Here is a 14,191-nt window from a genome sequence, read left to right on the forward strand (position 1 = left end):
CGACTCCTTGTCAGTTGACCTGCACCAGCCCGCCCTTGATGGTCAGCATGCCGCCACCGTCCACGGTCTGTGAGGCCGCGCCCTTGTTGGTCAGGCTGATGCCGGCATCGTTGGTCAGCGTCGTTCCGGCCTTGTTGTCCAGCGAAGTACCGGCCTGGTTGGTCATGGCCGTGCCGGCCTTCTGTGTGATCGAAGTGCTGGCCGAGGTCGCCAGATCGGCGCCGCTCTTGATCGTGAAACTGCCACCGCTTTGCAGGGTCAAGGTGCCGCTGACCTTGATGGTCAGGTTGCCGTCCACCGTCAGGCTGTAGTCGCCGGTGACCTTGTCGGTGTAGTTGCCGCCTGTGCTGTGGTTCTGGTCGGCACCGACTTTTACCGTGCGACTGTCCTTCACATCGAGGCTGTCGCTGCCGGTCTGAATCGTCACGCTGCGTTTACCTTTTTCCAGGGTCACGGTCTCGTCGCCGTCCTTGACCGTGCGGGTGCGGGCGTTCTGCACCGTGAGGGTTTCGTCGTGGCCGACGGTGGCGGTGGTGTCGTTGAGCACGTTGATCTTCAGGTCTTTCTGCGCCTGCAGAAACACCTCCTCAGCGTCCTTCTTGTCCTCGAAACGCAGCTCGTTGAAACCGCCGCCACCCTTGGACGATTGTGTCTTGATGCCGGACTGGGTCTGGTTGGCCGGCAGCGCGTAGGGCAGGGCGTTGTCGCCGTTGTACACGCAGCCGGTCACCAGCGGCCGGTCCGGATCGCCGTCGACAAAGGTCACGATGACTTCCTGGCCGATGCGCGGCACGAACTGCATGCCGAAGCCCTTGCCGCTCCACGGCAACACCACGCGCACCCAGCAGGAGCTGGTTTCGTCGTTCTTGCCGTCGCGATCCCAGGGAAACTGCAATTTGATCCGACCGTATTCGTCGGTCCAGATTTCCTCGCCGGACTTGCCGACCACGATGGCCGTCTGCGGATGCATGCGCGGTTTCGGTGTGGAGCGGGGCGGGCGGAACGGCGTGGCTTTGGGGATGGCTTCGAAGCGATTGCGATAGCTTTCGTGGCTGGCGTCGTGGGTGACCCGCGTGACGACCCAATCGATGTTCAGGCTTTCGTCTTCGTGGCCGTCGAGGGTGAACCAATGGCCGGGGATCAGCCAGCGGCAGTCGCTCTCGCCAACAAAACGTTTCTCTTCACTGCGCAGGCCGTCGACCCGCTGTTTGGTCAATGCATCACCCCGGGCCTTGGCGTTGTAACCACCCGGATGTTCATAGATGGAACGCGGCCCGGCGACCGCTTCGGCCTGGCCGAAGAGTGAAGTGGTCGGCGTGGTGAACTCATAATCCGTCGCCTTGTACACACCGGCCACGGCTTGCAGACACACTTGGCCCGAGCGAATGCCATGCAACTCGCGCTCACCCATTTGCTGGCCCAGATACTTGACTTTCGGGCCGTTGGGAATTTGTACGAAGGCGTCGTTGCTGTCGCCCAGCACCAGCGTGTGCTTGCCTTCCTCATGGGTGAAAAACCAGAAGATGCCTTCCTCTTCCAGTAGCCGTGAGACGAAGGCGAAGTCGGTCTCGCCGTACTGCACGCAATATTCGCGGGGCGTGTAGCTGCCAGTCAGCGAGAGTTTGAAATCGGTGAAGCCGTGGGCCTTGAAGATCGTGGTGGCAATGTCCGAGGTGGCGAGGTTCTGGAATACGCGGTTGTTGCTGGCGAGGGTCAACCACCAGAGCCAGGGCCTTAATACCAGCTGATAGCGTTCGGCAGTTGCGTCGGCCGGCAGTTGGCGGATCTCGGCGACCAAAGCGTCGAACGGGCGAAGCTGAGCGTCGTTGTGCAGGGTTGTGGTGACGTGGCTGGCGATGGCGGTGGTCAAGGTGAGAGTGGTGCCGTCGTTGAGACCGTTGAGGATTTGTGAACCCAACTGGGTGAGCGCCTCTTCGCCGGACAGCGAATCAGGGTAAAGCGCCGACAACGAGGGGGCGGTAAGGGACAGGGTGGTGTTGCTGTCGGTAGACCGGGGCATGAGCTGACCTCAGCTGTTGGTAGAGAAAAAGCTCACCACCTGAACGTACCGCCTTTCTCATGGATTGCAGCCTGGTTATCACTGACCCACTCATCCATCTCTCTCTCGTTTCCATAAACGTAGCTGTACATCACCACCGAGTTTCTAACGTAAGGCTCGAGTTGCGGCCCACAAAGAGGGCAGGGGCTGAGTTCGATATAGATACGTGTAACGAAGTTGCTGTAATCACCGTCAGGGAGCGCAACACTGTTGATCGCTTGAACCAACGCACTGATTTCAGCATGACCGCGAAGGGTTGTGACGACTTTTTTGGTTGTTGTTGTGTAGTTTCCGAGAAGGTCCAGTTTCAGCGCACTGTCGCCGAATTTGTACATCAGTACGCCGCGTGAGGCATCAAAGTGTTCGACGACGGCAAAACAGGTTCCATGGGAGGCGCCCGAGCCGGCCAAGGCTCGGCGAGTTGAAGAGGATTCATGGCAGATGGCGGCCAAGTCAGGAATCGTCCCACCGTTGGTGGCGTGATTGGCCGCCAGCCAGTTGGCGTATAGCGGGTTTGTTCCTGTCATTGCGACATTGCCACCTGAATAACGACCGACCTTATGTATTTCTGCCATGGCAATCTCCGCCGGGATTCTTTCAGTTCGCTTCGCCAACAGGCGTCAACAAAAATAAATGTGCGCCCTTTTGTCCCACTTTTGTCCTTTTTCAGATCCCTTTGATCGCTTCAGGTGCTTCGGACTGTGAGGTAGTGCGACAGAAAACCTCTGCATGTTTCGCAAGGCAACATGACGCTTCCTCGTGAGCGTTGATTATTCAGCGCGTAGTTCTCCGACATGAGCCCCGACCCCAACCAGATTACAACGACGCTTTCGTACTCGTCTTCCGGGTCGGCAAACAGTTTGGACTCAGCGCAATGCTTGACAGTCAACTCCGCAGGTTTTCCTTTCGTGGTTTTGAATTCACCCACATAACCGGACCACAGTTCGTTTTCAGCCGGTAAAACCTCTACTTTCGCGCCACCGTATAAGGACAGTTGCCTGACGTCCGGTTCCGACAAAGTGATAGAAGCCTGAGCTTTTGTCTGATCGCCGGAAAAAGCAATTTTGATGGTGTTTTTGCCTTTTATTTTGCCAATGGCAAAGCAGCCTGACTTGAAGGTCTTATCGTTGACCAGATGTGAGAACATTCTCGCCAGATAAAGGGTTTCGTCGTTTGGCGCCGGGCAGAATGAAGTCAATGGAACGGTTGTATTACCCAGATTCGTGTTGCAAACCTCATCCAGCTTTTCTTTGGTAAAACTTGTCAAAACTGTATTTCTGACGAGCTTTTCGCTATCGATAGCCAAGCCGTATTCAGTAATGATCGACTGCGCGGCACCTAGTCCCGATGACGCTATGTAGGCGGGTGTTGTCAATGCGATCGTACCTCCCCAAGCACCTGCGAAATCAAGGACTGAACACGCCGTTTTTGCGGGTTCCAGAGCATTGGATTTTAACGTGACAGGTGCTCGCAAATAGTGTCCGTCAGCAAGTGTCTCCACACCCTTTTTGGTGTGAGCAACATTGCATCTCTTACAGGTCAGGCTGGTTTTGTCGCTGATAATCGTGAAGCAATTGTTCGCACTCTCCAGTATGTGATACCTGGCTGGCGCCCAGACCAATTTTGCGTCGGCCATCGTTATGTCCTCTGATGTTGCGTCGGGTCAGAACTGATCACTCCAACACCCACTCCGCCAGTTTTCCTGTCACTTGTGTCATCAACACATTCTCGACATCCCGCGCACCCGCCGCGCTGCATTTGGCGAGCACCGCTTTCACAATTCCCGTATCAAACTCGAACTGCTTGCCGGTCGCCGCTTTGTAGCGGCCACGCAATTTCTCCAGCTTCGCCAACACAATCCCTTCCAGCGTCTGCTCATCCAGCGGTCGATACGCAACCACCGTCATGCGCGCCAGAAACGCCGGGCGGAAGGCTTGCAAAAGAACTTTGTGCAGCGCCTCATTGAAGGGCTCGGAGCCGATGTGTGACACGGGAGTGTCGAGCAACAGTTCAGCGCCGACGTTGCTGGTGGCGAGCATCACGGTGTTCTTGAAGTCCACCACCAACCCGGTGCCGTCCTCCATCAAGCCCTTGTCGAAGACGTTGTAAAACGCTTCCAGCACATCCGGATGCGCCTTCTCGATTTCATCCAGCAACACCACAGAGTACGGTTTGCGCCGCACGGCTTCGGTCAGCACGCCGCCGCTGCCATAACCGACGTAGCCGGGTGGCGCGCCCTTGAGTTGGCTGACGGTATGGGCTTCCTGATACTCGGAAAGGTTGATGCTGATCAGGTTGCGTTCGCCGCCGTACAGCGCATCGGCCAGTGCATAGGCGGTTTCGGTCTTGCCTACGCCCGTGGGGCCGACCAGCAGGAACACGCCGACCGGTTTTTGCGGATCGGTGAGCCCCGCGCGATAAGCCTGCAAACGCTGGGCGATGGTGTTGAGCGCGGTGCTCTGGCCCATGACGCGCTGACCCATGCGGGTGCCGAGGGTGCGCACGGCATGGGCTTCGTCGGCGAGCATCTTGCCGACGGGAATGCCGGTCCAGCCGGCTATGACGGCAGCGACGGTTTTCGCGTCGACCTGTTCCGGCACCAGCGGGTCGTCCTGGCGAATCGCATCCAGTCCCGCTTCCAGGCGCAGCAGTTCGGCGGCCAGATGATCGATGCGGCTGTCGGTGGCTTCGTCGGGTTTGTCGCTATCGGCGCTTTCGCTCAACGCCAGCAATTCGCGGCGTGTTTCGAGTAGTTCACGCACGGCCACGCGCTCTTCACTCCAACGTGTTTCCAGTTCGCGGATCGCTTGCACATTGGTCTTCGATTCAGCCTCCAGCAGGGTGATGCGTTCGCGATGATCCAGCCCGGTGGCCTGCTCTCGGCGCAGGCGTTCGACTTCATCTTTGAGGCTGTTTTGCCGATGGCGCAGGCTCTCCAGCGGTGGCGGCACGTCGTGCTGGCCGAGGGCGACCCGGGCGCACGCGGTGTCGAGGACGCTGATGGCCTTGTCCGGTAGCTGGCGGCCGGAGATGTAGCGGTGCGAGAGTTTCACCGCTTCATGGATCGCGGCATCCAGCACTTGCACACCGTGATGCTGTTCCAGTTTGGCGGCCACGCCCCGGAGCATTTCCACGGCGGTGATTTCGTCGGGCTCTTCAACCTGCACCAACTGAAAGCGGCGGGCGAGGGCCGGGTCTTTCTCGAAATATTTTTTGTACTCCATCCACGTAGTCGCGGCGAGGGTGCGCAACTCACCCCGGGCCAATGCCGGTTTGAGCAGGTTGGCCGCATCGCTGCCGCCCTCGGCCCCGCCAGCGCCGATCAGCGTGTGGGCTTCGTCGATGAACAGGATGATCGGTTTGTCGGCACTGCGCACAGCATCAATCACGCCTTTGAGCCGCTGTTCGAATTCGCCTTTGACCCCGGCTCCGGCCTGGAGCAAGCCGAGGTCAAGCACGCGCAGGCTGACTTCCTGCAACGACGGCGGTACATCACCGGCGGCGATGCGCAGGGCCAGGCCTTCGACCACCGCCGTTTTACCGACGCCGGGCGCGCCGACCAGAATCGGGTTGTTCTGCCGACGCCGAAGAAGAATGTCGATGCACTGGCGGATTTCGCCATCGCGCCCCACGATCGGATCGATACGTCCGGCGTGGGCATCGGCAGTCAGGTCCTGAGTGTATTGGTCCAGTACTGAGTCCTGCCGGGGCGCGGAATTTCCAGCTGACGCTGAACGCGGGCCGACATGCTCGCGGGAGTTTTCCGTCCACTCCAGCAGGTTGGCGCGCAGCGCTTCCCTGGGAATCCGCAACAATGACGAAGCACTGTTGAGCAGCAAACTGCGGCGCTCGTCGCGGTCGATCAGTGCCAGTAACAGCAAGCCGGAACGAATGCTGTCGATCCCCAGTACACTGGCTTGAACGACGGCATCCTCCAGCAAGCCAAGCGTGTGCGAGGACAGCGCCGGCGTGCGCGTGCTGCCACCCTTGAAGAGATCCAGCGCCTTGTTGATTTCTGCCGTCAGCGCATCACGTTCCAGGCCGAAACGTGGCAGGAGCAAGGCAAAGTCCCCCGCTTCGATATCGAGCAGTTCCAGCAGCAGGTGTTCGATCTCGACAAAGTGATGCCCGCGCTGCAGACAGCGCTGGGCGGCGCGCTCGAGGGCGCGGCGGTTGTCCGGGTTGAGCCGTCCGATCAGACTGGCGAGTTCCATGTCAGGTGATCTCCAACTGACGAAGACGGGTTTCGATACGCTGCACGGCCAGGCTGGCCTGACGCTGCAAGCCACCGTTCCAGCTGAGCAAAACCGGTGCCTGGCGCCCGAGTTTCATCGGCCCGGCACCGCGTACCAGCAGCACCAGCGTCACGTCGAGATCGGGACCGAAGTACAACGCCGCGAGGCTGGCCAATGCCGGGTGCGCTTCGCCGTCCGGCAAAAAACGGATCGCCTGCGTCGAGGGCAGTGGGCCGAGGGTCAGACGTATGCCGGCGTGTTCATCCCACACCCGGCTTCCGGCCACTGCGGTGCGCCCGAGTTGCAAATTTCGCCCCCCGGATTTGATGACACTGCGACTGGCCGGCGGGATTTCGCGCCAGGCGCCTTGGCAGGCACTGAGTGCCACCGGTACGCCGAACTGTTCCCGAACTGTCGCTGCGAACCCCGCCAGCGAGCGCCGGCCGTCGGCGAACAGCGCCGTACAGGCCAGCACTGCGCAATCAGGAACTGCTTGACGCTCCTGCAAAGCCTTGGGCAACAGCCCGGTGAGGGCCCGCAATTGCGCCTGCACCGGCGACGCCCCGGGTGTGACAAAGCCCAATGCCACCCGGTGTTTGCGCATCACCTTGTAAAGCAGGCTGAGCAGGCGATGCTGGAACAGATCAAGGAACTCGGCCGGCGCGTGATCCTTGGCTCGGGCCCGTTGTTGCAACCATTCCTGATAGGCGTAGGGCAACGGGCCGTCGGGGCCGCCGAGACCGAACATCGGTGTGCCGAGGGTTAATGGCTGGCCCGGTTCTTCGTGCAGGTTTTCGATCTGGCTGGTGGGGAACAGCGGTGTCAAAGGTCCGCGCAATTTCAGCGCTTCGGCCTGGGGCGAAGTGCCGCTGCCCAACGATTCGGCTTGCGGTTGTTCACGCTCGAGCAGCAGCAGGGCCTGCAGCCACTCAAACGCCTGTGGATCGCGGCGCAGTCGTTGGCTCAGGGTCAGAGCGACAGGGGCATGCCGGCTTGGGGTTGCCATGCCTTGATCTCCTTGTCACCTTGCATCAATACCGTGCGCACAAAGCGATTGGCTGTGGCGTACACCGAAAAGAACTGCGCCAGTACGGCAGAAAACAACACCGCGCTGCTGCCGACAAAGTGTTGCGCATCGAGTTGCAATTGCACCTCCAGGCCATTGCGCCAACCGCGCCAGGCGTCGGCGCCGACATGGCCGATCACGCGCTCGCTACGCAGGTTCAGCAGCCCCTCGATCTGCCGCAGTGCACTGGCTTCGTCGCGCAGGTTGTGCAAGTGCAGAATCTCTTTCAGTGCGTCGAGTGCTTGCGGGCCTTCGACCAGCGACAAATGATTGAGGGTCAGTTGCGACACCAGTCGCCAGCGCGAATCGCCGTCCAGTCGCGGCAGACTTTGCGGGCTCGGCGGGTTGCGCAGTCGCGCCCAGGCAATCGGCCCGGGACGTTCGAAACCCAGCGGTGTGCCGGCGGGCAGGCTCTGCGCCAAATGCCGATTGGTGCACAGCAGCTCGGCGGTGAGGCTGTAATCCGGCAGCTCGCTCAACGGGTCGAAACGGGTGTCGACCACACTCACCAGCAGGTCGCTGCCGAGCCGGTTCGGCGTCTTGCCGCTGACCCGCCGTGCATGCCAGTAACGCTGTTGATCGCCGCCACTGTGCTGACTGCCGTAATACGCCGGCAGCTGTTGCACACCGCTGGGGCAACTGGCGCGCATGCTGCGGATGCTGTGGATTTCGACGCTGTTCTCGCGGTGGCTGTCGGCAATCAAACGGTACTCGCTGCGGGTGCCGTCCGGGCGCAGTGGCTCGGAGGTACGCGGGAACAGGTTGATTGCTGGCGCGCAACCCAATGCGATGTCACTGGCTTGTAAATGCAGGCGGCTGGCTGGAGCACGGTCGAAAACGATGTACAGGTACAACGTCTGGCTGTCGCTGCTGACGCCGGTCAACGGCAGATCGAAGAAATGAAACTTGTCAGGGAAAGCAAAATATTCCGCCAGCAGGCGCATGCCGGGGTGTACGCCGTCCTCGTCCGGCAGCAGGACTTCGTCATCGCTGAAACCGACGATCTTCGGTAAACCCTTCACGTGTGTCGGAATGCTCCCGGGCGTGCCGGCCAGCACCTGTACCGCATGGGCACCGAGCAGGTCATACAGGCAGGCGTTGATCACCGGTGACGCGGCCAGATGGATGCGTAGATGCTCAATGCCAAGCGCCGACCATTGGCTTTCACCGAGGCAACGCAGGCTCAGGCGCAACGCCGAGCGTGATTGCGCCACACCGGTCAGCGCCTGGGCTTCATCGCTGCCGAGCAATAACGCTTCGCTGACGTCGATGGGCCATAGGCGCACGGCGGCCGAGGTGCGAAAGTGGATGCTCTCGCCTTTGCCGGTGGTGACAAACAATGGCGTGTCGCGGGGCAGGGGATAGCCGTCGTCGAGGTTGCCTTTGCTCGGGTCGGGCTCGAACTGGACAATGGCGCAGGATGGCAATGGCCTGACGGCCAACGGATAGAGCTGCTCGAGCAAAGCGTCGCTGAACTCGGCGTAGTCGTCGTCGAGTCGGCGCTGCAGTCGTGCAGCCAGCAGGGCAAAACCTTCGAGCAAACGTTCGACGTGTGGGTCGGGACACTCGCCGGGCGACAGTTCCAGTCGTCGCGCGACCTTCGGGTAACGCTCGGCAAACTGGCTGCCAGCGTGGCGCAGCCAGGTCAGTTCGCGCTGGTAGTAGTCGAGCAGTTGCGGATCAATCGAGTCGCTCATGGCGCACCTCCAGCCCTTCGCCGCCGGGCTCGATGACAAACGCCACCGGCCAGTGTTGCTGGCCGCTGCGCAGCTCGCCGGTCAATCGAATGCTCAACCGTTGCGGATGGTCGGGCACGGGCTTGACCTGCACCTCGTCCAGTTTCAGGCGCGGCTCGAAGTGGCTGATGGCTTCGCGGACATCGCGCGTCAGCCGGCGACGGTCATCGCTGCGCTGTTGTTGCAGGGCGCTCCAGTCGGCGATGCCGTAATCGATGACGCTGGGCGGTTGAGTGAGGGTGCGCGGTCCTCGCCGCGTGTTGAACAGGCGCCCGAGCTCGGCCTGCACCGAGTCGAGCAAGTCCTGCTTATCAAACTCCCGCGCACCGTCGGCCTCGCTGGAGGCGAGGCGTTCGAACAACGGTGCGCGAATGCCGGTGCCTGCCATGGCCAGGGCGTCCGCTTACTTGCCAGCCTTGTTGGCCGCCAGGTCCCACACCGTGCCAGCGGTGCCTTCCTTGGTGCCGTCGTCTTTCTGCGCAGTGAGTTCCCATTTGATCTTGGTGAAGTTCAGCGACAGGGTTTCCACCGGTTTGCCGCCGGTACCACCGCTGACGCTGACGTTGGACAGCACCACGTTGTTCAGCGTGTAGATGATGAACGGCATCAGTTGCCCGCTGCCTTCAGCGGCGTTACGACCGATGGTGATTTTGGCTTCGGGAATGGGTTTGCCTGCACAGCAATATTCGTTGAGCGTTGGCGTCGAGCTGTCGATGAATTTGGTCAGGGTAAACTCACCGATGTGCGGCCGGCCGGACGTCCGTTCCGAGTTGCTGACGTCATTGGTCACTTGCATCGCCACGTTGTGGCTGTAGGACATGACTTCGATCTTGTCCTTGTAGCCCTCAAGCAGGCTGTCGCCTTTGATGTCGCCGCCGAGGTCGAGAATGATTGCATCCATCGCTTGAAACTCCTGAAAGGTGTCGCGCTAGATAAAAGAACAACCCCCGCCGCTGCGGCGGGGGTAAAGGTCAGGCCGCAACCGGTGGTGGCAACGTCGCCACCAGGCGGATCGATGCCGTCAGTTCCTCAAGCTGGAAGTGCGGGCGCAGGAACACGGTCGCCCGATAGGCGCCCGGTTTGCCGGCCACCTCGGTCACGTCCACCCGCGCTTCGCGCAACGGGTATTGCGCCTTGATTTCCTGCGGCGCGTTGTCGTTGATCAGCACGTAGTCGGCGATCCAGTTGTTGAGGTAGGTCTGCACGTTGTCGCGGGTCATGAAACTGCCGACCTTGTCGCGCATGATCACCTTCAGGTAATGGGCGAAACGCGAGGCTGCGAGCACGTAAGGCAACATCGCCGAGATGCGTGCATTGGCGTTGGCCTCGTTGGTGTTGTAGACCTTGGACTTGTTGGTGGTCTGGCCGCCGAAGAATACGGCGACGTCGCTGTTCTTCTTGTGGCACAGCGCAATGAAGCCGAGATCGTTGAGCTCTTTTTCGCGGCGGTCGGTGATTGCCACTTCGGTCGGGCACTTCAGTGACAAGTCGCCGGAACTGGTGCGGAAGGTGTGCGCCGGCAGGCCCTCGACTGCGCCGCCGCCTTCTGCACCACGGATCGCCGCGCACCAGCCGTACTTGGCGAACGCCTCGGTGATGCGTTGCGACAGCGCCCACGCGGCGTTGCCCCACAGGTATTTGCTGTGGTCGGTGCCATTGACGTCCTCGACGTAGTTGATGCCTTCCACCGGCGCGGTGTCGGGGCCGTAAGGCAGACGCAGAAGGAAGTGCGGCAGTACCAGCGACACGTAACGCGAGTCTTCGCTCTCACGGAACGAGCGCCACTTGATCAGTTCCTGGCTCTCGAAGACTTTCGACAGATCACGCGGCACCGCCAGTTCGGTGAAGCTGTTCATGTCAAACAGCCGTGGGCTGGCAGCGGCAATGAAGGGGGCGTGAGCGGCGGCCGCGACGTTCGACAGTTTCTCCAGCAGGCCCACGTCCTGCGGATGCCGGCCGAAGGTGTAGTCGCCGACCAGCAGGCTGAACGGATGGCCACCGAAGGTGCCGTACTCTTCTTCGTAGATTTTCTTGAACAGCGCGCTCTGGTCGAATTCGACGGCTTTTTCCAGGTCGTTCTGCAGTTCTTTCTGCGTGACGTTCAGCAGACGCAATTTCAATCGGGTGCTGGTTTCGGTGTTCTGTACCAGCATGTGCAGACCGCGCCATGAGGCTTCGAGCTTTTGCAGGTCAGGGTGGTGCAGGACTTCGTTGAGCTGGGCGCTGATCAGTTCGTCGATCTTGCTGATGCGGTCGTTGATCATCGCCACGGTGTCCTTGTCGATGGCCATGCCTTCGTCAAGCACTTGGGTGGCGAACTCCGCGAGCATGTCGCGGGCGTAATCCTGCTGACTGTCATCGTGGGCCATACGGCCCTCGGCGATGATCCGGTCGAGCAGGGATAAGGTTTCGGCTGCAGCATTGTCGCTGGCTTGATTCTGGGCGGCGGCGGGCATGACGGATGCTCCCTCGATTAAGTGGACGATCAGGCTTGCGGTTCGGCCGGGGCCTCGGCGTCAGCGGCCGGGGTAGCGGTGTCTGGGCGGGCCGATTTGATCTCTTGCAGACCTTCGGTGTTGGCGATGACGTCGCGCAACAGCTTGTCCAGATCATCGTTGCCGTCGAGCTTGGTCAACAGATCGCGCAGGCGCTGGCGGGCTTCGAACAAACGTCGCAGTGGCGTGATTTGTTCCACCACCTTGACCGGATCGAAGTCGTCGATGTGTTTGAAGTTCAGCTCGATGTTGAGCTTGCTGTCGTCGCCGCTGAGGGTGTTATTGACTTGCAGGGTGGCGCGAGGGCCGATGGAGGCGAGCACTTCGTTGAAGTTGTCGCGGTCGATTTCGGTAAAACGCCGTTCAGTCAATTTTGCCAATGGTTCAAGCGGCTTGCCGGAGAGATCAGCCAGGATCCCGACCACCAGTGGCAATTCCTTTTTTTCGATGGCGTTGCCGATTTCGACGTCGTAGGTGATTTGCACTCGGGGCGGACGGACCCGGTCGAGCTTGTGTTGAGTACTTTCTGCCATGGTGGCTGACTCCGATGCGAAGGCGGGCGCAATGCATCGGGGAGGCCCGTTCATCGCTTTCCCTTACTGGACCGTAGGTTAGAAAGGGTGGCAGATGACCTGTCGTTCCTTTGACAAACCTTCCTCATTCGGCTGCTGGAACCGAACTATCCAAGACGCTAGAACAGGTCTATAAAAAAGCAAGCAAAAACGATTTTGGACTGCCACGGGAAAAGGAAAATTCATTTTGTGCAGACGTTTTTTGATGGTGGTTTGGTTTGCGCTGGTCGCCGGCTGCTCTCTTTTCGGCCCCAAAGTCGACCTGGACAGCCTGACCCTCGATGTCGCACCCAAGGCCAATGACGACACGCCGATTGCCGTGGATTTCGTCGCCGTCGCCGATCCGGATCTGCTCAAGCAACTGTCGGGCATCAACGCCAGCCAGTGGTTTGCCGAGCGCGAGCAATACCAGCGCGACTATCGTCAACTGATGAGTGTGTGGGGACTGGAGCTGGTGCCGGGTCAATTCATCGACCGTCAACCCTTCCCGCTGGGGGGCAAGAAGGCCGCTGGACTTTTGGTCTTCGCCAGCTATAACACACCCGGAGCGCACCGCTTGCGGCTCGACGATCAGAGCGAGGCCTGGCTCAGGTTCGACAGTCGCGAGATGAGCCTGGTCAGCAAGGAAAACTGAAACACACCGCCCGCCGCCGGGTTGCGGCATGGCCGAAGGGAGTCGTATGAGTCTGCTACCTGACGCGGTTTGCTGGCACGAAGGCATGCAATTGCTGCCGCAGCATTTTCAGTTGCAAGGCCTGCGCGCCGAAGCCCTCGGGGCGCATCTGGCGCAGGCGTGCAACCCATGGTTCTGGGGCGTCAATCGCATGGAATTCGATCCCTCGGCCTTGAGCGCGGGAGTGGTCCGCGTGCTGGCGTTGCAGGGCACCATGCCTGACGGTTTGCCGGTGGATCTGCAAGCCGGTATCGGCCCGACCCTGGAGCTGGATGTCGGCCCGGCCATCAACGAAACCGACGACGCCAGCGTTACCGTGTACCTGGCGATCAGTCCGTTGTGGCGCGCCGGGCAACTGCTGCCGCTCAAGGGGCGTTTGCAATCGGTAGTCGGCGACGCGCTGCCGGATCTGACCAGTGGCGAGTTTCCGGAATCGATCACCGTGTGGCGGCCCAATCCCCGCCTGTGTACACAACTGAACAAGGCCGATTCGGTCTGCCTGCCGTTGTTGAAAATCCGCAAGGAGGGCGGCGGCTTCCTGGCGTTGGCTTACACGCCTCCCACTCCATTATTGTTGCCCGATTCGCCGCTGGGCCGGCGGGTTGCCGGATTGTGCGCGCGGGCGCGGGAAAAGTGCCTGTTTCTCGGCGGTCGCTTGCGTCAGGCGCAACAGGCCGGAAATCAGGATGATGCGCTGGAAATCCGCCGGCAATTGACCGCGTTATGGGCGCGAATGCCGGAAGTCGAAGGCGCACTCAACAGTCGCATCGCTCACCCGCAAAGCCTGTATGTGCAACTGCTCGGTCTGGCTGGCGCATGGTCGGCACTCGACCCGCTGGCCGGGGTGCCTTCGTTCGCGCCGCTGGACTTTCTGGAGTTGCAGCGCGGTTACGATACGGTACTGCAATGGCTGGAAACGACTCTCGAATTGATCCGCGCCGGTTATCACAGCCTGCCGTTCGAACGCGGCGAGCAGAGTTTTTCCATCCAGTTGCCCGATGAGCAACCGAGCCAGCGGCTGGTCATCGGCCTGCGCATGCCCAACGGCGCCAGCGAGCAGGCGGCCAGCGAGTGGCTGCGTGGTGCAATCATCGCCTCCTCGCCACACGTTGCCTTGCTCAGCCGCCAGCGCATGAGCGGGTTGAGCCACCAGGCCATGAGTCGCAATGAACAAGTGGCCTACAGCGTCGGCGAAGACACGCGACTGTTCGTGATCACTGCCGAAGGCGCGTGGTTCGACGCACAACTACCGCTGGTGATCGCCGCGCCCGCAGCGAAGCTGACCAGCAGTCCGTGGCAGGTGGTGCTGTTTGTTGCACAGACGAGTGAAAGTGCCTGATCACACAAGGAACGCA

12 protein-coding genes are annotated in these 14,191 nt (G+C 60.7%); 2 read left to right on the forward strand and 10 right to left on the reverse strand.

Annotated features, from left to right (window positions below; all coding sequences use genetic code 11):
* Positions 1 to 10: 10 nt before the first annotated feature.
* From tssI to tssB, 10 genes are all read right to left on the reverse strand, one after another.
* A complete protein-coding gene (gene tssI / locus KVQ82_RS12820) occupies positions 11 to 2,020 on the reverse strand; it encodes a type VI secretion system tip protein VgrG (protein ID WP_222019061.1) in 2,010 nt (669 codons plus the stop codon).
* A 32-nt stretch (positions 2,021 to 2,052) separates the two neighbouring features.
* Positions 2,053 to 2,634, reverse strand: coding sequence for a hypothetical protein (locus KVQ82_RS12825; RefSeq protein WP_222019062.1), 582 nt, complete (start codon positions 2,632 to 2,634; stop codon positions 2,053 to 2,055).
* 110 nt (positions 2,635 to 2,744) lie between these two features.
* On the reverse strand, positions 2,745 to 3,695 hold the full coding sequence (locus KVQ82_RS12830) for a hypothetical protein (protein WP_222019063.1): 951 nt from the start codon (positions 3,693 to 3,695) through the stop codon (positions 2,745 to 2,747).
* Positions 3,696 to 3,732: 37 nt separating this feature from the next.
* Positions 3,733 to 6,273 carry a type VI secretion system ATPase TssH gene (gene tssH / locus KVQ82_RS12835; RefSeq protein WP_222019064.1) on the reverse strand — a complete coding sequence of 847 codons (2,541 nt, stop codon included), beginning with the start codon at positions 6,271 to 6,273 and terminating at the stop codon, positions 3,733 to 3,735.
* Position 6,274: 1 nt separating this feature from the next.
* Complete coding sequence (gene tssG / locus KVQ82_RS12840; protein WP_041067415.1) at positions 6,275 to 7,300, reverse strand: type VI secretion system baseplate subunit TssG; 1,026 nt, start codon at positions 7,298 to 7,300, stop codon at positions 6,275 to 6,277.
* Positions 7,264 to 9,057 carry a type VI secretion system baseplate subunit TssF gene (tssF, locus tag KVQ82_RS12845; protein WP_222019065.1) on the reverse strand — a complete coding sequence of 598 codons (1,794 nt, stop codon included), beginning with the start codon at positions 9,055 to 9,057 and terminating at the stop codon, positions 7,264 to 7,266. Before tssF ends, tssG begins: the two co-directional genes overlap by 37 nt.
* Positions 9,041 to 9,484, reverse strand: coding sequence for a type VI secretion system baseplate subunit TssE (gene tssE, locus KVQ82_RS12850; RefSeq protein WP_086792714.1), 444 nt, complete (start codon positions 9,482 to 9,484; stop codon positions 9,041 to 9,043). The genes tssF and tssE overlap by 17 nt, the downstream gene beginning before the upstream one ends.
* 15 nt (positions 9,485 to 9,499) lie before the next feature.
* A complete protein-coding gene (locus KVQ82_RS12855) occupies positions 9,500 to 9,997 on the reverse strand; it encodes an Hcp family type VI secretion system effector (RefSeq protein ID WP_041067406.1) in 498 nt (165 codons plus the stop codon).
* Between the two features lie 70 nt (positions 9,998 to 10,067).
* Positions 10,068 to 11,552 carry a type VI secretion system contractile sheath large subunit gene (tssC, locus tag KVQ82_RS12860; protein ID WP_041067403.1) on the reverse strand — a complete coding sequence of 495 codons (1,485 nt, stop codon included), beginning with the start codon at positions 11,550 to 11,552 and terminating at the stop codon, positions 10,068 to 10,070.
* Positions 11,553 to 11,581: 29 nt separating this feature from the next.
* Positions 11,582 to 12,124: a type VI secretion system contractile sheath small subunit gene (gene tssB / locus KVQ82_RS12865; RefSeq protein ID WP_086792716.1), complete on the reverse strand. Its 543-nt coding sequence runs from the start codon at positions 12,122 to 12,124 to the stop codon at positions 11,582 to 11,584.
* A 244-nt stretch (positions 12,125 to 12,368) separates the two neighbouring features.
* Between tssB and KVQ82_RS12870 the strand changes: the two genes are divergently transcribed.
* Positions 12,369 to 12,797, forward strand: coding sequence for a hypothetical protein (locus KVQ82_RS12870; protein WP_041067397.1), 429 nt, complete (start codon positions 12,369 to 12,371; stop codon positions 12,795 to 12,797).
* A gap of 46 nt (positions 12,798 to 12,843) precedes the next feature.
* The gene (tssK, locus tag KVQ82_RS12875; RefSeq protein WP_222019066.1) at positions 12,844 to 14,175 is read left to right on the forward strand and encodes a type VI secretion system baseplate subunit TssK; all 1,332 of its coding nucleotides are present in this window, start codon (positions 12,844 to 12,846) and stop codon (positions 14,173 to 14,175) included.
* Positions 14,176 to 14,191 lie beyond the last annotated feature (16 nt).

The sequence above is a fragment of the Pseudomonas sp. AO-1 genome (assembly GCF_019775695.1).
GTDB lineage: Bacteria > Pseudomonadota > Gammaproteobacteria > Pseudomonadales > Pseudomonadaceae > Aquipseudomonas > Aquipseudomonas parakoreensis.